Genomic DNA, 20,203 nt, shown 5'->3' with positions numbered 1-20,203 from the left:
AGACACCCGTTTATGCTGCACCGCATGCATAGAGCAGCAGTTCGATTGTCCATATTTGCATAACTGCAATCCAGCGTGAAACATCCCGCTAAAATCAGCGGTATAAAATTTCGCGCTTACCCAATTCCTTGTAGAGATGAGCGACCTGCTCACCATAGCCATTGAAGAATTGTGTCGGGATGCGCTCATTGGTGCCGAGCACCTGTTCGGTCGCCTGACTCCAGCGCGGATGCCGCACCTCCGGATTCACATTGGCCCAGAAACCATATTCCCCCGGTGCGAGTTGCTCCCAGAAGCTGACCGGTCGCTTGTCCGTGAAAGTGAAGCGGGTGATCGACTTGATTGACTTGAACCCATATTTCCACGGCAATGCCAATCGCAGCGGCGCACCAAACTGTTTGGCCGCCGGTTTGCCATACGCACCCGTAACCAGAAACGCCAACTCGTTCATCGCCTCTTCGATCGACACCCCTTCAACATAGGGCCACGGATACCAGCTTTGTTTCTGACCGCTGGCAACGCTTGGATCATGGAAGGTTTCCATCCGGATATATTTGGCCTTCGAGAGTGGCTTGGCCTTCTTGACCAGATCAGCAAAGGCAAAACCGGTCCAGGGGATAGTCATTGACCATGCCTCGACACAGCGATGGCGATAGAGGCGCTCTTCCAGCACCATCGAGCGGACCAGCACGTCGATGTCCAGTTCCATCTCCTCCTCGACCAGACCGTCAATCTTGACAGTCCAGGGGCGCGTCTTGAGGCTTTGAGCGGCCTTGGCAATCTGCTTGTGCGAGCCGAACTCATAGAAATTATTGTAAGCCGCATTGACCTCCTCAGGCGTGATATCCCGCTTGATAATGTAGGTCGGGTTGCGCTTGGCTGGGTAGAGATCAAGGGTCGGATCCTTGAAGTCGGAGGTCGAGGCGCTTTGCGTGATCGCGCTATCGGATGCGGCACTGTCCATATTGCATCCTGCAAGGCTGAGACTTGCCCCGCCAATCAGCAAGGATGAGCCACGCAGAAAGCTGCGCCGATTGAGATAGACCTGCTCGTCCGTTGCCTGATGCTCCTTCAGGGACCAACTGCGATTGCGTTTGATAAACATTGCGTCCTCACCCTCGATGATCAATTGGCATTGTTGCCCCCTCTACCCAGGGGTCCGATCTCAAAGCCTACGGTCTCTGCCCGATTGGAACAAATCACCAATCCGTGTCGTGCAAAGTGAGACATCATAACACGCACCTAAGGATCCATACTTATCCAAATATTCATTCTCTATGGTTAGAAATGGAAGGAAACAGAGAGGTCCCGTGATGTTCCAGCTATACAATCATGACCTGGCCCAAGCCGCAATGAAGACCGTCCGCTTGTCGGAGCTACTCGGCTCCCTCAGTTACGCGCTTGACTTGACAGAGGGGCAGCCGGTGGGTCATTGCGTCCGTTGCTGCTGGATCGGCACCAATATCGGCATGCATCTGGGACTGGACGACACAGCCCTTGAAGATCTCTATTATACCCTGCTGCTCAAGGATCTGGGCTGCTCCAGCAACGCGGCGCGCATTTGCGCCCTCTATCTGGCCGACGACATCACCTTCAAGCGCGACTTCAAAACCATCGACGGCAGTCTCGCCGCCGCCCTGCGCTTTGTGCTCTCCAAGACCGGCCTTGAAAGCGGCTTCAGCGAGCGCATCCGCGCCGTGGTTCATATCCTGCAAAATGGTGGCACCATCGCACGAGAATTGATCGAAACGCGTTGTCAGCGCGGTGCTGACATTGCCGCCAAAATGCGTTTCTCCAAGGCCGTGCAAGACGGCATCCATAGCCTTGATGAACATTGGAATGGTTCAGGCAAACCCAACGGGATCAAGGCCCAAGATATCCCACTCAATGCCAACATCGCCCTGCTGGCACAAGTGGTGGACGTCTTCACCCAATCACACTCGCGACAAGCAGCGATTGAAGAAATCAAACACCGCAGCGGCAGCTGGTTTGATCCGGCGCTGGTCGAGGCCTTTTTGGCGGTTCAGGCCCAGCCGGGCTTTTGGGAAACACTGTCCTCCAGCGACATTGATCAAACGCTGTTTGCCATGGACGCTGCCAGCCACCATCAGCAGATTGATGAAGACCATCTTGATGAAATCGCCGCTGCCTTCGCCGATGTGGTTGATGCCAAAAGCCCCTTCACTGCCGAGCATAGCAGCCGCGTCGCGATTTACACCGACATCATTGCCGCCGAGCTGGGGCTCGACACCGCTCATCGCCGCTGGTTGCGCCGCGCCGCCCTGCTCCATGACATCGGCAAACTGGCCATCAGCAACCAGATCCTCGACAAAAATGGCAAACTGGATCCACAGGAATGGCAAGCCATTCAGAGCCACCCTGTCCATGGCGAGGCCATTCTTACGCGGATCGAAGCCTTCCGGGACATTGCCCCTCTTGCTGGCAGCCACCATGAAAAGTTGGATGGCAAAGGCTATCCCAGAGGCTGGAAAGGCGAGGAAATTTGTTTGGAGAGCCGCATTCTCAGCGTTGCCGACGTCTTTGACGCTCTGACTGCCGACCGCCCCTATCGCGCCGCCATGCCGATCGAAAAGGCGCTTTCCATCCTCGACAAGGATACAGGCACCGCCTTTGACGGCAGGTGCGTCGCCGCTCTCAAAATGGCACTTGCGAAAATGAAGAAGCCGGAAGCGGCCTGACTGGCAGCCAACCACCATGACCGCACCAGAAAACGGGGCTTTACGCCCCGTTCCCTTCTCTCGGCCCCACGGTAATCAGGACTATTCCGCAGCCTGAGCGGCTTGCAGAACCAGATCCGCATTGCGACCGGTCAGCTCCTGCATGTGATCAAAGCTGGCCTCAAACGACGCCACCCCCGCGGAGATCGAGCGCAACTCGATGATCAGGTCTCCGATTTCCGACTGCGGCATCAGGGATTCAACCACATCCCAGCCATCCCAGCCCGGACGGGCGTCATAACCCATCAACTGCCCACGGCGACCCGCAACGATGGTGTTGACCTTGGCGGTCACATCATTCGGCACGGCGATCTTCACATTCATGATCGGCTCCAACAGCACCGGACTGCAATCCGGCAAGCCTTCGCGCATGGCCAAAGTGCCTGCAGACCGAAAAGCCTGATCGGAGCTGTCCACCGTATGGTAGGAGCCATCGGACAGATTGACCGTCAGATCCACCACCTCGAAGCCCAATGGCCCCTTGACCAGTGCATCCTTCACCCCATTCTCGACCGAGCCAAAATACTGCTTTGGCACGACACCACCAGTGATGCTTTCGCTGAAGACAAATCCTTCACCACGGCCCATTGGCTTGATATCAATGACCACATCACCAAACTGCCCATGACCGCCAGACTGCTTCTTGTGGCGACCGCGCACAGTGACGCCTTTGCGGATGGTTTCCTTGTAAGGAACCACAGGTGTGTAATGCTCGATATTGATGCCATATTTGCCCTGCAGCCGTTCAACAGCCACCCGCAAATGCATCTCGCCCTGACCGCGCAGGATGGTTTCACCACTATCCTGGTTTTGCTCCACCACCAGAGACGGATCTTCCTCCGTCAGCTTTTGCAAGGTTGCATGCAGCTTGACTTCATCGCGATGCTCGGTTGGCTTCACAGCCATGCCGAAGACCGGGGCCGGAATGGCCAACAAATCAAGAGGATCAACCCCGGCCTTGGCCGTCGTCAGGGTCGTACCGGTATGGGCGACATCAAGCTTGCCAAGAGCGATGACTTGTCCTTCGGTCGCCCGATTGTCCTTGACCGTTTTTTGTCCCTGCACATGGAACAGACCAGAAGAACGACCAATTTCGTCGCCGTCCGCCCCATAGAAGACATCCCCATCCTTCACGGCACCCTTGAGCACACGGGAAATGGACAGTTTGCCGCCATGGGAAGTATGGATCGACTTCATCACTTGTAAAATGGCATCGCCTTCCGCAGGATCCGGACAACCAAGGCGCTTGGCAGTGGTTTCAATGCCCGGGCCTTCATGACGCAGCACCTTCAGCAAGCGCAAAATGCCATTCTCTTGTTCGGCGGCCCCGATCAGCACCGGCATCACCTGCCCTTGGCGCATTTCCTCGACCAAGTCCCCAAACACCCGCTCGGCATCCGGTTCCATTTCTTCAAGCAGCTGCTCCATCAGCACTTCGTCATGGTCGGACAGGGTTTCAAGCATCGAATAACGGGCTTCCCACTCGCGCTCCTGATCCGTCTCGCTCATGCCAACCAGTTCGCTCGGGGCATGCTCGTGATAAAGGAACGCACGTTCAAGAGCGAGATCGATATAGCCAATGGCCGTTTCACCCTTCCAGATAGGAATCTGACGCAACAGCAAAGGTGTGGCGCTGGCTTTTTGCAGTTCCTCGACAACCGCGCGCACATGGGCGGTGCATTTGTCCATTTTGTTCAGGAAAAGAATCCGGGGAATGTTGCGCTCTTCAAGGCTTTTCAGGATCACTTGCAGCGCGGGGATCTTCTTCTCGTCTGGTTCGCAAACCACGATCGCGAGATCAACGGCGGAGAGGGCAGGCTGACTTTCAAACTGGAATTCGACAGATCCGGGACAATCAATGAAGGTGTAAGTATCACCCATAAATTCGGTTTCGGCGATGTTGGCTTCCACTGACATATGGTGGGATCTGGCTTCCTCCGATCCATCCCCGACCGAGCTTCCGCTATCTACCGATGAAAATTTGTTAATGGCTCCGGTTCGCGCCAAAATGGCTTCAAGGAGAGTTGTTTTACCGCCTCCAAAGGGTCCTACGATGGCTACGCAACGTGGACCCTCGACTCTTCTGCCAACTTGTCCCATGGCAGATCCTCCTTTCATTTTTGAGCATGACGTCCGGCATAAGATCCAAAGATCGCTCAGATGAACAATCATCAGCTCTTGCTTGGAAATTTCCGTCTGTTGAACAAACCTCCCGTTCAGACCATCCATAAACTGCCAAATGTCGGACAGAACATCTCAAAGCTTAACTGAGATCCGCCCGCTGCAATTGATCAAACGCAAACCACACCGTCGATTGCAGCGAAGAGTCACCGCTATTTGACATTTCCATGACAGCCCCTTCCCATGATACCACATCGCCTAAAACCATAGTATTAGAAGGCATTTTCATACAGCCGAAACCAAAAAAGGCCCGCCCCGGTGAGGGCGGACCTTTGACTATCTATTGTTGGCAAAAGCCTATTTCAGCGCGGCACAGAAGCGCTTGATGCGTGCACAGGCTTCTGTCAGGGCCTCGGTAGAGGTCGCATAGGAAACACGGAAATAAGGCTCAAGGCCAAAGGCCACACCCTGCACCACAGCCACACCTTCGGTTTCGAGCAGCTCGGTGACGAAGTCACTGTCATTCTCGATCACCTTGCCCGATGGCGCGGTCTTGCCAATGCAACCCGCACAGGACGGATAGACATAGAAAGCACCTTCCGGGGTCGGGCATTCCAGACCCTCGCACTCATTGAGCAGGGCAACCACCATGTCGCGACGCTCCTTGAACACTTTCGCGCGTTCAGGGATGAAATCCTGAGGCCCTTCCAAAGCTTCCAAAGACGCCCACTGGGAAATGGAAGTCGGGTTGGAAGTGGACTGGGACTGGATCTTGCGCATTGCGCCGATCAGCTCCAATGGACCTGCCGCATAACCGATACGCCAGCCGGTCATCGCATAGGCTTTCGACACACCATTCATCGTCAGGGTGCGATCTTTGAGCGATGGCTCGACCTGAACCGGGGTGACAAACTTGAAGTCGTCATAGACCAGATGCTCATACATATCGTCGGTCAGAATCCAGACATGCGGATGCTTGACCAGCACGTCGGTCAAAGCCTTCAGCTCGTCATGGGTATAGGCCGCACCGGTCGGGTTGGATGGCGAGTTGAAGATGATCCATTTGGTCTTCTCGGTGATCGCCGCTTCCAGCTGCTCGGGCTGCAGTTTGAAATTATGCTCGATGGTCGCTTCCACGGCGACGGGAGTGCCACCAGCCAGCAGAACGATATCAGGATAGGACACCCAATATGGCGCAGGGATGATCACCTCATCGCCCGGATTGATCGTCGCCATCATGGCATTATAGATGATCGGCTTGCCACCCGGTGCAACAAAGCACTGGCCAGGATCGTAATCGATGCCATTTTCACGCTTGAACTTGTCGGCAATCGCCTTCTTCAGTTCAGGGATCCCATCAACAGCTGTATATTTGGTTTCGCCACGAGTGATCGCATCGATAGCGGCCTTTTTGATGTTGTCAGGTGTATCGAAGTCTGGTTCTCCAGCCCCCAGACCGATGACGTCACGACCAGCGGCCTTGAGTTCTCGCGCTTTGTTGGTCACTGCAATCGTTGCAGATGGTTGAACACGCGAAAGCTGCTCGGCGATAAAGCTCATTGAGCCCTCCAAATATAAAGCGAAAAATAAAGTCAAGCGGACCCTGTCGTTGAGAAGGCTTCCCAACGCGACCGCACCGGAACACTAGTGCAGCCCCATAGGCAATTCAAGCAGGGCCAGGTAAGAATCGTCCGTTCCTAGCCTTTTGGTGTCGCAATTCTTGCGCACAAATGTACCCAACCAACAAGCAGCAACCTACATTCGTTTCGGAATGCGGGCTTCTACATAAACCAGATGCGCCCATAGTCGGATAAGTCACGACAAAGCAGGCCTCAGACCTAACCCTTTTTGCGATATATCAAATTTGGCGCAGCTTAGCCACATCTGCGACATTCTGTCCAACATTACTATTCTGTAATTTTCGAATTTCATAATATACTAATTTTTGGACCGGGCGAGTCTGGCGCCTCCAAATCCAGACTGCGTCATCACACGCAGACAGACTCAAACCGGGCAGTGCGAAGCTGGCCTTTGTTCTGTCCGGTCTATCGAGCATCCGTTAGGAGGAACCAATGACGGACAGTTCAAGACGACGTGGTTTGCGGCGGGTATGTTGTACCCTGACCTCAAGCCTGATGGTCGCCATTTTTGTAACGTTTTCCGGATCGTTTATCGCCGATATGGAGGTGAAGGCCTCCCCGGCACAGGCCACTGAAGCAAATGCATCGACACCAAGTGATGCCAGCCGACAGGTAACCGGCAAGGAACCCGGAGAGACCGCCGACCACACCAAATTCGAAATCCTGCAACAGGACTTCAAAAGCGGACCAGAGGTCACCAAGGCTTGCCTCTCCTGCCACACCGAAGCCGCCCATCAGGTGCAGGACAGCATTCATTACCAATGGGTCTTCGCCAACAAGACCACCGGCCAGACCCTTGGCAAGCGCAATGTGATCAACAATTTCTGTGGCAATGTCGCCTCGAACGAAGCCCGCTGCACATCTTGTCACGCAGGGTATGGCTGGAAAGACATGCGCCAACCGCCGCCCAAGGAGGAAAGTGCGGTCGATTGCCTCGTCTGCCATGCACCCAAGAAATATTACCGCAAGTTCCCGACCATGGCGGGTCTGCCAATCACCGAACCGAAAAAGTTCAATGGCAAGGACTTCCCCGTCTCCGACCTGACCAAGGCCGCCCAGTCGGTCAATCTCGCCCAACGTGAAAATTGCGGCGCCTGCCACTTCTTTGGCGGCGGTGGCGACGCGGTCAAGCATGGCGACATCGACAGTTCGCTGACCAATCCGCCACGCGATCTCGACGTCCATATGGCCACCGATGGCGGCAACATGGCCTGCTCCGCCTGTCACTCGGGCTCCGGGCACAAATGGCCGGGCTCCCGCTTTGAGATGGATGCCAAGCCGGTGACCCGCGACGCGGACGGAAAATCCATTCCGTCCTATCAGATCCGTCGTTCCAACAAGACAGCATCATGCGAGAGCTGCCATTCCGACGCACCGCATCAAGGCGCAACGCTGGAAGCGGTCAAGCTCAACAACCATACCGACACCGTCGCTTGCCAGACCTGCCATATCCCGGAATTTGCCAGAGGCGGCATCGCCACCAAAATGCTCTGGGACTGGTCAACAGCCGGCAAGAAGAAAGACGGCAAACCATATGTCGAAAAAGACGCTAACGGCAACCCGAGCTACAATTCCAAGAAAGGGACCTTCGTCTACAAAGAGAATGTCACGCCAGTCTATGCCTGGTTCAACGGCACGATCACCTACAAGACCGATGATGACCCGCTCGACACGGCCTCGCCAGTGGTCCTCAATCAGTTGCATGGGGATGCCAGCGACAAGACCGCACGCATCTGGCCTTTCAAGCTGATGAACACCGTTCAGCCGATCGATGCCGAAAGCAAGAAGCTCGCTTATATGCATCTGTTCGGCAAGGACGACAATGCCTATTGGAAGACCTATGACTGGGGCAAGGCTCTTCAGGCCGGCATGGACTATATGAGCAAGCCTTATTCCGGCAAATATGACTGGGCGAAAACCCAGATGTTCTGGCCGATCACGCATATGGTCGCACCGACCGAGCAGGCCGTTCAATGTGGCGAATGCCATACCAAGAATGGCCGTCTCGAAGGCATCACCGGGGTCTATATTCCGGGACGCGACAGCTTCGGCATTCTGGATTGGCTTGGCTATGGCCTCATCATCCTGACCATCATCGGCGTTGGCATCCACACCGCTTTCCGGATTGCCACCCGCAGCAAACGCCAATCTTGAGGAGTGCGTATCATGACAGACATTGCATCAACTCCCCTTGGCCCCAAAAATGGCCCTGAAACTGGCCCTGAAACTGGCACCAAAGACAGCAAACCGCCCCTTCAGCATCGCAAGGTGAAGAATTACTCTCGCTATGAGCGCTTCTGGCACTGGTCTCAGGCGTTGCTGATTTTCCTGCTGGCCTTCTCCGGTTTCACTGTCCATGGCACAATCCGCTTCATCCCGTTCGAAAAGGCGGTGATGATGCATGATATCGCCGCCTTTGCCCTAATCTTCCTGTGGCTGTTTACAGCCTTCTGGACGATCACCACCGGTCAATGGCGACATTTCGTGCCGACCAATGCGGGCCTTTGGGCCGTCATCCGCCATTATCTGATCGGCATGATGGTGGGCCAGCCCCATCCCTACAAGCGCACCCTGAGCCGGAAACAGAATCCACTCCAGTCAGCCGCCTATTTCGCGATCATGACCTTGGTCGGGCCGCTGCTCTGGCTCTCCGGGCTGGCCTATATGTTCTACAGTTTCTGGGCAGGCAACTCGGGCAATCACGAGATCTTCAACCTCGTTGTTCTGCTCCACCTCATTGGCGCTTTCCTGATGGTCGCCTTTGTCATCGGACACATCTATATGGTCACGACAGGCAAGACGATCTTTCACTATACCCGCGCCATGATCTCGGGCTACGAGGATATGGAGCTAACCGACGCCGAAGTGACCTATCTGGAGACCCACGAACCAGATCGCATCAAATAAAGCTCGCAACACACACCAAAAAGGCCGCAGCATCCGCTGCGGCCTTTTTTGTTGGACCAGTCAGAGAGGAAAAAGTCTCAGAGGCTTATTTGAAAGCACTGCCGGGCTTTACGCCCAGCATCTTGAAGATCATTGCTGCCGGACAAAAGCCGGTGAAGGCAGATTGCAGCAGGTTGGCGCCGATAAACACGGTCAACCACATGAAGAGCGGGCTGACAAACTGGGTCAGGGCGACGGAGATCAGGATCATGACGCCAGCGAAGGCGAAGATGGTACGGTCAAGGCACATGGAGCTATCCTTTGCATGCTCAATTAAATTAGTATTTGCGAATATTCATATCAAATAAATCTTTCATCGTAAATACGCCTTTATATGCGACATGCGACCGCAGGTGAAAAACCGAGTCACTCGGGGATCGTCTTCACCGGCACGTGATTGCCCTTTCCGGCTTTTAACTGGCCAGCCGCAAAATGGTCACAATATTTGTCCGCTTCTGCCCTTTTTCCCTCAAAACCGGGCCGCATTCGGGTGTGATCCTAGGATCAAGACATGCCTTCATGGTCATACATCCGATTGAGAGACGATCACCAATGCCCCTTTCATCACCTGATAGTCAGCGCAAAAAGCGCCGCCGCCATTCCATTGACCTCGACCTGAAACGAGGATCAGAAAAATCCATTTCCAAGGCCTTCAAAATCTGGATCGGCGCCTACGCGCTGGCCATTGGCATCGGCTTCACGGTTGCTGCACATCCTGCCCGTTCGGCTCCGGTGACCACGCCTGAGATCACCGCCGCGGAACAGGCCCCACAGGCCAGAGCGTCCAGCGACCTGCGCCTGGTCGGCCCCAATGACATGCAATCCGGCGGTCTGCTGTTCAAAGCCAAAGAGCCGGGCAAATATGTCGAAGCACCCAAAGTCGCGACCGACATCAAGCTCGACGTCACCGGCCCGGTTGCCCGCGCCACCGTCACGCAAACATTTCTCAATCCCAGCGACGTCTGGGTCGAGGGCATCTATGTCTTTCCTCTGCCGGACAATGCCGCCGTCGACCAGTTGAAAATGAAGGTTGGCGATCGCCTGATCGAAGGCAAGATCAAGCCAAAGCAGGAAGCCCGTGAAATCTACGAGGCCGCCAAACGCGAAGGCAAGAAAGCCAGCCTGCTCGAACAGCAGCGTCCCAACCTCTTCACCAATGCAGTCGCCAATATCGGCCCGGGCGAGAGCATCACCGTCCAGATCGAATATCAGGAAACCATCCCGCGCAAAGGCGAAGACTTCTCCCTGCGCGTGCCTCTGGTGGTCGCCCCACGCTACAATCCGCTCAACAAACCGTTGCAGCCCGTCATTGACATGGAAGCCAAACAGACCGCTGGCACCAGCGGCTGGGGCTCCACCGATCCGGTGCCGGACCGTGACACCATCACCGCCCCGGTGATCGATCCGAACAAAGAGGACAAGAGCAATCCGGTCACTCTTTCGGTCACCCTCAATTCCGGCTTCCCGCTCGACAAGGTCGTCAGCCACTATCATGACGTCGACATCAAGCCCGCAGGCGACGACAAGGTCACGCTGACCCTCAAAGAAGGGGCTGTGCCAGCGGATAAGGATTTCCTCCTCACCTGGACCGGCAAGAAGGGCAAGACGCCCAATCTCGGCCTCTTCACCCAGAAACTGACCGGCAAAAATGAAACGACGCAAGATTATCTGCTGGCCTATATCACGCCGCCATACAAGCTGACCGAGAGCCTGAAAGTGCCACCGCGTGAAGTGATCTTTGTTATCGATCAGTCCGGCTCCATGGCTGGCCCTTCGATCCGTCAGGCGCGCGCCAGCCTGATCGAAGCCCTTGATCAACTCAAGCCTGAAGACAGCTTCCAGATCATCCGCTTCAACAATGAAATGAACCAGCTGTTCGGTGCGCCGCAAAAGGCCGATAGCGAGACGGCCGCCAAGGCCAAGCGCTGGGTCACTCGCATCAAGGCCGAAGGCGGCACAGAAATGCTGCCAGCCATGCTCGAAGCCTTGGCCGACAGCGCCCCCAATGCCCCGACCCTGCGTCAGGTCATTTTCCTCACCGATGGAGCCATCGGCAACGAAAAGCAATTGTTTGAGGCGGTCAAATCCCAGAAAGGTCGCTCGCGCATCTTCACTGTTGGCATCGGCTCCGCCCCCAACAGCTTCTTCATGTCCCGTGCGGCAGAAGTGGGACGCGGCACCTTCACCCATATCGGTGATATCACCGAAGTACAGAGCCAGATGGAGACCTTGTTCAAGCAGTTGAGCAGCCCGGTCGCCACCGACCTCACCGTCACCCTTGCGGGCAGCGAAGGGATCGAAGCGTCCCCCGATGCCCTGCCCGATCTTTATCTTGGCGAACCGGTGATCCTTGCCCTCAAGGCAAACAAACTTGGCGACACGCTGACCCTGAAAGGCCGCTTTGACAATCAGCCATGGACCTTGTCCGTCGATCTGACCAAAGCCGCCCCGTCAACAGCTGTCGACAAGATCTGGGCCCGTGGCAAGATCCGTCAGCTCGAAAGTGACCGCCTTCTGTCCAATGACTCAAAGGCAATTGACAAGCGGATCGAGACGCTCGGCCTTGACCATCATCTGGTCACCCGCCTGACCAGCCTCGTCGCCGTCGATGTCACACCGTCCCGTCCAAGCGAAGAGGGACTTGAAAGCAAGAAAGTGCCTTTGAACCTGCCCGATGGCTGGGAAATGGACAAGGTCTTTGGTGAGCAGGCCGAAATGGCTCAGCCAGTGATGGCAGCCCCAGCCAAGGCCATGACCGGCACGAGCAAGAAACGCAGGTCGATGCAAATGCGCGACAGCAGCATGCGGACCTCTGCCCTGATCGCCCCTCAGGCTGCCCCGATGGTGGGGGCCAGCGGGCAACCGATGAAACTGGCTGCGGTGCAAACCAATCAGGGTCAGATCATGCTGCCGAAAACCGCGACCAAGGCAGACCTGATTCTGCTGGCTGGTACCTTGTTGCTGTTGCTCTCAGGCGGATTGCTTGCCTGGCTGCAATGGCGCCGCGTGGCCAAGAAATGACCCCGGCGCGACAACGACACTGGCTCAAACTCCCCGCCATGCTGATCGGCATGGCGGGCTTTGCCTTGATCCTCTGGGCGGGTTGGATTCCTGCCAAGGCCAAGCTGGCACAATTTCTCCTCCAGCGCGCCTGGATGGAAAGCCAGACCACAGGCACCCCGGTCAAGGCATGGGGCTGGGCCGACACATGGCCCGTCGCCAAATTGTCCATTCCGGCCATTGCCTTTGAAGCGATTATCCTGCGCGAAGCAGGCGGCGAGGGTCTCGCCTTCGGGCCTGTTCTGCTCAACCAGTCAGCATCCTTGGGCGAGGATGGCCTGTCAGTAATTTCCGCCCACCGCGACACCCATTTCAAACCACTGGCCCAACTGAAGCCGGGCATGAAAATCCACATTGAGCCTCTCAAGGGTCCGACACTCACCTATCAGGTCGAACAAATGCGCATTGCCCCTTGGGACCGCTCCGGCCTCAGCAAGGACAGCTTTGAGCCAACCCTTGCACTCACCTCCTGTTGGCCCTTTGAAGATGTCACCCCCGGCCCGTTGCGTTTCATTGCCGAGGCTCGTCTGCTCCAGTCCCTCCCCTCAACGCAGGCAGCCCCATTGTGATCAACCCTACGCATCCCTACGTAGAAGAAAGCAAGACGCCTTTCTTCTGACCGGACGGAGATGCTTCATGACTGCACATACACCCCCTGATATCGCAGCCCGCAAGATGCCCTCATTCAAGGCGGTTGATATGCGAGATCCTCGCTCAAATATCGCAGGAACAAATCTGATGTGGGCCATGCTGGCCCTTGCCACGGCCGTCTTCCTAGCCACCAGTCTGTCGAAGGCAAATGCCCAACAGACTCCCAGTCTTGAAACCCAGACCGGCCCGATCGAAATCGAACAAATAGCCACATTCGATCGTCCCTGGGGCATGGCCTTTTTGTCAAGAACACAGTTGCTGGTGACCGAACGAACCGGTGGCCTATGGCTGCTTGACACAGCATCAGGAGAAAAGACGGCGGTTAAAAACCCGCCCTCTGCCCATGTCGCCGGTCAGGGCGGGCTGCTGGATGTCGCCCTCCACCCGGATTTCAGCCAGACCAACTGGGTCTATTTCACCCTCGCACGCCAGTCCGAAGGGGGCACGGGAACCACTCTGGTGCGGGCCAAATTGTCAGGCCTCGAAACGGGTTCACCAACCCTGTCGGATCAGCAAACCCTGTATGAAGTCCTGCCCAGCGCCGGAACCTACCATTATGGCTCCCGCATCGCTTTCACCGCGGATGGCAACCTCTATGTCACCTTCGGCGACCATGGGGTACGCCCAAGAGCGCAGGATGCCACCAACGCCTCTGGCTCGGTCATCCGCCTGACAGACGACGGATCGATCCCAGATGACAATCCGTCCTTCGGTGCCAATGCCAAAGAGGGACTATGGTCGATTGGCCATCGCAATCCGCAAGGTGCCGCCATCCATCCCGAAACCGGTCAACTCTGGACCGTTGAACATGGCGCCCGGGGCGGTGATGAAATCAATCGTCCGGAAGCAGGCAAAAATTATGGCTGGCCAACCATTTCCTATGGCCGTCACTATTCCGGAGGCCGCATCGGCGAAGGCACTCAGAAGGCCGGCATGGAGCAGCCGATCCACTATTGGGACCCATCTATCGCACCGTCTGGTTTGGCCTTTTATGATGGCGATCTGTTCCCCGACTGGAAAGGCAACCTGTTTGTTGGTGCCTTGAAGGACCAGAAACTGGTCCGCCTGACCCTTGAGGGAAACCGGGTCACCCATGAGGAGATTCTGCTTGAGCGGCTTTATGGTCGCATCCGCGATGTGCGCTCCGGCCCCGACGGTGCCCTGTGGTTGTTGACCGACTCCTCGCGTGGTGCCTTGCTACGGATCACCCCCGCCCGATGATCCATCAATTTCCCTGCGCAATCCATCGAAACTATTCAATTGATTGATCGCAGAAAATGGCGTAATTCCGTTTGACCGGGCCGACAAGCCTCCCTTGTCGGCCCTTGATGACTTTATGACAGACCCGCCTCAAAAAATGTGTCCGGAAGTGATGCCATGTCCCGTTTGACTGCCAATAGCCTGTTGTTGATCGCCGCCATGGTCTGGGGCGCTGCCTTCGTGGCCCAATCCACCGCCATGGACTCCATCGGTCCGCTCAGCTTCACAGGCGTCCGCTTCCTTCTGGCTGCCATCTCAGTTGCCCCTTTTGCCTATTTCGAGTGGCGCAAAAGCGAAAAACGCATTCCCCTCAGGGGCATGTTGCAAAGTGCCTTTGTCGGCGCAATCTTCTTCATTGCCATCACCTTGCAGCAATATGGCTTTTTCACCACCTCTGTCACCAATGCCGGTTTCCTGACTGCGCTCTATGTGGTCTTCACCCCGATCATGGGGATCGTGATCCTGCGAACCTGGCCCAATGCCTATATCTGGCCCATCGTGGCGATTGCCTTGATCGGAGCCTATCTGTTGGCCGGTAGACTCGAAAGCATGGCCGTAGGTGATCTGCTGAATGTCTTGAGCGGCCTGTTCTGGGCCCTGCAAATCATCCTGATCGGTCGGCTTGTCCTCCAATATGGCAATCCGATCACCATTGCCTGCCTCCAGTTCCTCACAGCCGGTCTATTGGGCATGCTGTTCGGCCTGCCGATTGAAGGGCTGGCGCTGCACAATCTGACCGGTGCCTGGTTTGAAATCATCTATACTGGCGTCTTTTCAGGTGGCCTGTCCTTCACCTTGCAAGCCATCGGCCAGCGCTACACGCCACCAGCTGATGCTGCCATTCTGCTGTCGAGCGAAAGCCTGTTCGCTGCCATCTTTGGGGCCCTGCTGCTGAATGAACGCCTCACGGGCAGTCAGGTGATCGGATGCGCGATGATCTTTTCCTGCATTCTTCTGGTCGAATTGCTGCCTCTGATCAGCCGCAAACTGCGCCGCTCCGGTGACAAGCCACAGGCAAAACAGCCCGCCTGACAAGCGGGCGAATTTTTCCGTCCGACACCCTTCATATTCCTGATTTGTTCCCTTATATTGAGTCTTCGACGCGCACCGATACAATTGAGGGGCTTTCTCCATGGCATCTGACAATCGCAAGGGCAAAGGCAGCACCGCATCCGGTCTGGGCGAAGCGCCGCAAGCCCCGCTGGAAGGCATGCCCCTGTCTGATTCCATCGCTGACTGGGCCGAGGAAATCACCCGCAGCGCCGAGGAAAAACCTGCCGCGACCAAACAGACTGACAAATCCGACAAACCCAAGCGCAGCCGCAAAAAGCCGGAAGAGAAAGCCTCTGCCCGCGAACGCGCAGCCGGTGGTCTGAACCCGATTGCCGGTCTCGATATTTCGCTAGAAAAGGCCGAAGAGCTCGAACGCGTCACCAAGGAACGCAAGAAGGCCCAGAAGAAAAAAGGCAAGAGCGACGATCGCTCCGGTGTCACGGAAACCGTGCGTGCACTTGAATCGCTCATCGAGCATGGTCGCCCGGAATTCATGGATACCGAGCCGTGGCGACCTCATCGACCCGACCGGCCAGAGAAATCCGAAGGCGGTGTCTCCTTTAATCTGGTCACCGAGTTCGATCCTGCGGGCGACCAGCCGACCGCCATTGCCGATCTGCAAGAAGGCATCAAGAATGGCGAGGCCACACAGGTATTGCTCGGTGTCACCGGCTCGGGCAAGACCTTTACCATGGCCCAGCTGATCGCCAAGACCCAGCGGCCAGCCCTGATCCTTGCGCCAAACAAAACCTTGGCCGCCCAGCTCTATGGCGAGTTCAAGAGCTTCTTTCCAAACAACGCGGTCGAATATTTCGTCTCCTATTACGACTATTATCAGCCAGAAGCCTATGTGCCGCGCACCGACACCTTCATCGAGAAGGAAAGCACGGTCAACGAACAGATTGACCGCATGCGCCACTCGGCCACTCGCTCATTGCTGGAACGCGATGACGTGATCATCATCGCCTCGGTCTCCTGTATCTATGGTATCGGTTCCGTCGAAACCTATACCGAGATGAGCTTCAAGATCGAGGTTGGCGACGAAATCGATCAGGGCCAATTGATGGCCGATCTGGTCGCCCTGCAATATAAGCGCAACGACATGGCCTTCCAGCGCGGCTCCTTCCGGGTCAGCGGTGACAGTGTCGAGGTTTTCCCGGCCCACTATGAAGACCGCGCCTGGCGCATTTCCTTCTTCGGGGACGAGATCGAGGAAATCAAGGAATTTGACCCTCTGACCGGCCAGAAGATGGACGAGTTGGAGATGGTCAAGCTTTATGCCAATTCCCACTATGTCACCCCGCGCCCAACCCTCAATCAGGCAATCAAGAGCATCAAGAAGGAATTAACCGAGCGCCTCGCCGAGTTGGAGGCCCATGGCCGTCTGCTCGAAGCCCAACGGCTGGAACAGCGCACGCGTTTTGACCTTGAAATGATGGAAGCGACGGGCGCCTGTCAGGGCATCGAGAACTATTCGCGTTATCTGACGGGCCGCCTGCCCGGTGAGCCGCCACCGACCCTGTTTGAATATCTGCCCGACAATGCCCTGATCTTCGTTGATGAAAGCCATGTGACCATCGGCCAGCTTGGCGCGATGTATCGCGGCGACTTCCGCCGTAAGGCAACTTTGGCCGAATATGGCTTCCGCCTGCCAAGCTGCATGGACAACCGCCCCTTACGCTTTGAGGAATGGGACGCCATGCGCCCCCAGACCGTTGCCGTATCCGCCACCCCCGGTGGCTGGGAGATGGAAGAAGCTGGCGGTGTCTTTGCCGAACAGGTCATTCGCCCCACCGGCCTGACCGACCCGATCATCGAAATCCGCTCGGCCAAGACACAGGTAGACGATCTGCTTGGTGAGGTGAAGGAAAAGGCCAAACAAGGCTATCGGACATTGGTCACCACCCTGACCAAGCGCATGGCTGAAGACTTGACCGAATATCTCCACGAGCAGGGCGTTCGCGTCCGCTATATGCATTCCGACGTCGACACCATCGAGCGAATTGAGATCATTCGCGATCTGCGCCTTGGGGCCTTCGATGTGCTGGTCGGCATCAACCTGTTGCGTGAGGGGCTCGACATTCCAGAATGTGCACTGGTCGCCATTCTGGATGCTGACAAGGAAGGCTTCCTGCGCTCGGAAACCTCCCTGATCCAGACCATCGGTCGCGCCGCCCGGAATGCCGACGGCAAGGTCATTCTTTATGCTGACCGGATGACCGGTTCGATGGATCGAGCCATCTCGGAGACCAACCGCCGCCGCGAGAAGCAGATGGCCTATAATGAAGAACATGGCATCACGCCGCAGACCGTGAAGAAAAATATCGGCGATATTCTCGGCTCGGTCTATGAAAGCGACCATGTCACCGTCGACAAGGGGCTGGCTGAAGAAGGCCCGGCATCCATCGGCCACAATCTCGAAGCCCATATCGCGGATCTGGAAAGCCGCATGAAGGATGCCGCTGCCAACCTCGAATTCGAGGAAGCCGCCCGCCTGCGCGACGAGGTCAAACGCCTGCGCGAGACCGAACTGGCCATTGCCGATGATCCATTGGCCCGTCAGGCAAGCGTCGACGAGAAAACCGGTGGGTATCGCGGCGAGCGCAAATATGGCTCATCCGCCAACCTGCCCAAAACGTCCCGCATTCAACAACCCGATCTCGATGATATGGGCCCCGGATCAGACCGCACCCGCCCCAAAGGCGCAGCTGAGACCAAGGGACGGGGCAGAAAGAAAAGATAAAGGAGGGAGGCGCAAGCCTCCCTTTTTAAACGGCACGCCATCTATGCATGAGAGACAACAGCTGCCGATGTATCTATTGGCTTCGTTTGAGATCAACGCAATAGAGCCAGAACGCCATGCATCCAAGCGCCAGCACAAAGACATGCGGCATCATGACATTGGCTTTGAAGATGAGGCCGAGCCAGTCAAACTCACCCCAATTTGGTCGCCACGAAGAATAAATATTGAAGTCTATTTCCCCGTCCGCTGCGCAAGCAATGTTCTCTTCGAGCGCTTTGATCCGCGGAACATAGGCATTTTGATAGCTCTTCCAGACCGCATCGGTGATCCAGAAAGGCAGAGCAGACAAAGCCGCAAACAACATCGTCATCGCCCCGGCCCGTGTACGCGGCCTTGCATAGACCGCAAGAATGGTCGCCAACCCGATGGTCACCGACCAACCTTTCAAGGCCAATGCATGCTGATTGAAACTCTCATAGGTGAGATAGATCAGTTCATATTCTTTGATGACAGCGTCACAGGTCAAAACCGGGTCCAGCCTTCCAACAAACAGCGCCAAAGCACCACTATAAGGCGCACCTGAGAACCAATACAACACCCAACGGAATTGTGATTCCCAGTTGATTCCAGCAGCCGCTATAGAAGGGTTAGTCCTTGACGGAACCCAAGAGAGTGTAGCATCGCATGGAACTTGTCTTTGCTTACGGCGCCGGTCTGCTGACCCTGATCAATCCCTGTGTCCTGCCGGTTTTGCCGATTGTACTGGCCTCTGCCCTGTCGGAAGACCGCCGCGGTCCGGTAGCCTTGGCGCTTGGCATGTCGATCTCCTTTGTCAGCTTCGGCCTGTTGGTTGCCTCAGCGGGGCATGCTATCGGGCTGGATGAACGCATTTTGGGACAAATTGGCGCGAGCCTGATGTTGGCGTTCGGCCTGATCCTCCTTGTGCCCGCCTTTGCCAGCCGCTTTGAGACCGCGACCGCAGGCTTTGCCGCCAAAGCCGACAGTCAACTTTATCAATCCAATCTGACAGGGTTCAAGGGCCAGTTCTTTGCCGGTCTGTTGCTCGGAGCCGTCTGGTCCCCTTGCATTGGTCCAACCCTTGGCGGAGCCATTGCGCTGGCCAGTCAGGGAGAAAATCTCCTTTGGGCCACCGCCATCATGATTGCCTTTGCCGCCGGTGTCTCGACCCTCATTCTGGGCCTTGGCCTTGGGGCAAAGAATGCCATCCGCAGCCGGGCGCAGGCCCTGCGCGCCATCGCTGAGAAGTCCAAGCCACTGATGGGTCTGCTCTTGATCGCCGTCGGCCTGATGATCCTGCTCGGCGTCCATCACTGGTTCGAAGCATGGGCCGTCGCGCATCTGCCCTACTGGCTGCAAGACCTTTCCGTTGCGCTCTAGCTGCCCAAAATGATCACCAAGGCCACATCAACCGTAGAAATGCCAAATGCATCTTTCAGGGAGACACAACCATGATCCGATTTTTCGCCCTTCTGAGCTTCCTCGTCATGACCAGCGTTGCATCCGCCTCTGACGTCATGGACTACAAACCCGGCCTCATTCAGTCCTTGCTGAAAGAGGGCAAGACCGTCTTTGTCGATTACAAAGCCAGTTGGTGCACCACCTGCGCCGCGCAGGAGCGGGTGATCGAGCGCTTGCGGTCCGAAAATGATGTCTATGACAAGGCGCTAACCTTTGTCGCCGTTGACTGGGACAATTATCGCGACCACGAGGTCACCACCTCGCGCAACATTCCCCGCCGTTCCACCCTGCTGGTGCTCAAAGGCGATCAGGAACTCGGTCGCATCGTTGCAGGCACCTCGACCAAGGAAATCAAGGCCCTGCTCGACAAGGGCCTCTGACCATACCCACAAAGAAGGGAGCCACTTGGCTCCCTTTGCCCGTTCCATGCGCTGCTTTATTGGCAGACATGGATTGGTGCCGGATCAAGCCCGAACTGCAAGCCTCTTTCCTGACATCCCCAGCCATGGCTT

The 20,203-nt window shown here is 56.3% G+C and carries 15 protein-coding genes; 10 read left to right on the top strand and 5 right to left on the bottom strand.

Annotated elements, in window-relative coordinates; all coding sequences use genetic code 11:
* Positions 1–94 precede the first annotated feature (94 nt).
* A complete protein-coding gene (msrP, locus tag FDK21_RS01440; protein ID WP_138147254.1) occupies positions 95–1,105 on the bottom strand; it encodes a protein-methionine-sulfoxide reductase catalytic subunit MsrP in 1,011 nt (336 codons plus the stop codon).
* A gap of 208 nt (positions 1,106–1,313) precedes the next feature.
* Here msrP and FDK21_RS01435 point away from each other — a divergent pair, with 208 nt between their 5' ends.
* Positions 1,314–2,699, top strand: a complete 1,386-nt coding sequence (locus FDK21_RS01435; protein WP_246657467.1) for an HD domain-containing protein — start codon at positions 1,314–1,316, stop codon at positions 2,697–2,699.
* An 81-nt stretch (positions 2,700–2,780) separates the two neighbouring features.
* On the opposite strand, the gene FDK21_RS01430 is transcribed toward FDK21_RS01435, so the two are convergent.
* On the bottom strand, positions 2,781–4,838 hold the full coding sequence (locus FDK21_RS01430) for an elongation factor G (protein WP_138147253.1): 2,058 nt from the start codon (positions 4,836–4,838) through the stop codon (positions 2,781–2,783).
* Between the two features lie 378 nt (positions 4,839–5,216).
* Entirely contained in the window at positions 5,217–6,419 is a 1,203-nt protein-coding gene (locus tag FDK21_RS01425; protein WP_138147252.1) for a pyridoxal phosphate-dependent aminotransferase, read from the bottom strand.
* Between the two features lie 512 nt (positions 6,420–6,931).
* Between FDK21_RS01425 and FDK21_RS01420 the strand changes: the two genes are divergently transcribed.
* Positions 6,932–8,653 carry a tetrathionate reductase family octaheme c-type cytochrome gene (locus tag FDK21_RS01420; RefSeq protein WP_210238659.1) on the top strand — a complete coding sequence of 574 codons (1,722 nt, stop codon included), beginning with the start codon at positions 6,932–6,934 and terminating at the stop codon, positions 8,651–8,653.
* 12 nt (positions 8,654–8,665) lie between these two features.
* The gene (locus tag FDK21_RS01415; protein ID WP_138147251.1) at positions 8,666–9,406 is read left to right on the top strand and encodes a cytochrome b/b6 domain-containing protein; all 741 of its coding nucleotides are present in this window, start codon (positions 8,666–8,668) and stop codon (positions 9,404–9,406) included.
* 85 nt (positions 9,407–9,491) lie between these two features.
* On the opposite strand, the gene FDK21_RS01410 is transcribed toward FDK21_RS01415, so the two are convergent.
* A complete protein-coding gene (locus FDK21_RS01410) occupies positions 9,492–9,695 on the bottom strand; it encodes a DUF2892 domain-containing protein (RefSeq protein ID WP_114009535.1) in 204 nt (67 codons plus the stop codon).
* 302 nt (positions 9,696–9,997) lie between these two features.
* On the opposite strand from FDK21_RS01410, the gene FDK21_RS01405 reads away from it, so the two are divergent.
* The 5 genes from FDK21_RS01405 (at position 9,998) to uvrB (ending at position 18,212) form a co-directional block, all read left to right on the top strand.
* Positions 9,998–12,466 (top strand): marine proteobacterial sortase target protein, encoded by a 2,469-nt coding sequence (locus FDK21_RS01405; protein ID WP_171021903.1) that lies wholly within the window; start codon positions 9,998–10,000, stop codon positions 12,464–12,466.
* Positions 12,463–13,074, top strand: coding sequence for a class GN sortase (locus FDK21_RS01400; RefSeq protein WP_171021902.1), 612 nt, complete (start codon positions 12,463–12,465; stop codon positions 13,072–13,074). The genes FDK21_RS01405 and FDK21_RS01400 overlap by 4 nt, the downstream gene beginning before the upstream one ends.
* A 67-nt stretch (positions 13,075–13,141) precedes the next feature.
* Positions 13,142–14,377: a PQQ-dependent sugar dehydrogenase gene (locus FDK21_RS01395; RefSeq protein WP_246657466.1), complete on the top strand. Its 1,236-nt coding sequence runs from the start codon at positions 13,142–13,144 to the stop codon at positions 14,375–14,377.
* 156 nt (positions 14,378–14,533) lie between these two features.
* Positions 14,534–15,448, top strand: coding sequence for a DMT family transporter (locus tag FDK21_RS01390; protein WP_138147248.1), 915 nt, complete (start codon positions 14,534–14,536; stop codon positions 15,446–15,448).
* Positions 15,449–15,548: 100 nt separating this feature from the next.
* A complete protein-coding gene (gene uvrB / locus FDK21_RS01385) occupies positions 15,549–18,212 on the top strand; it encodes an excinuclease ABC subunit UvrB (RefSeq protein WP_138147247.1) in 2,664 nt (887 codons plus the stop codon).
* A 73-nt stretch (positions 18,213–18,285) separates the two neighbouring features.
* On the opposite strand, the gene FDK21_RS01380 is transcribed toward uvrB, so the two are convergent.
* On the bottom strand, positions 18,286–18,738 hold the full coding sequence (locus FDK21_RS01380; RefSeq protein ID WP_138147246.1) for a hypothetical protein: 453 nt from the start codon (positions 18,736–18,738) through the stop codon (positions 18,286–18,288).
* Positions 18,739–18,896: 158 nt separating this feature from the next.
* Between FDK21_RS01380 and FDK21_RS01375 the strand changes: the two genes are divergently transcribed.
* Together FDK21_RS01375 and FDK21_RS01370 are read left to right on the top strand one after the other, a co-directional pair.
* Positions 18,897–19,610, top strand: a complete 714-nt coding sequence (locus FDK21_RS01375) for a cytochrome c biogenesis CcdA family protein (protein WP_138147245.1) — start codon at positions 18,897–18,899, stop codon at positions 19,608–19,610.
* A 71-nt stretch (positions 19,611–19,681) separates the two neighbouring features.
* On the top strand, positions 19,682–20,071 hold the full coding sequence (locus FDK21_RS01370; RefSeq protein WP_114009542.1) for a thioredoxin family protein: 390 nt from the start codon (positions 19,682–19,684) through the stop codon (positions 20,069–20,071).
* Positions 20,072–20,203 lie beyond the last annotated feature (132 nt).

The organism is Cohaesibacter sp. CAU 1516, assembly GCF_005771485.1.
Taxonomy (GTDB): Bacteria; Pseudomonadota; Alphaproteobacteria; order Rhizobiales; family Cohaesibacteraceae; genus Cohaesibacter; species Cohaesibacter intestini.
Note: the sequence above shows the minus strand (reverse complement) of the source record. Positions and strands in the feature narration are given on the sequence as shown.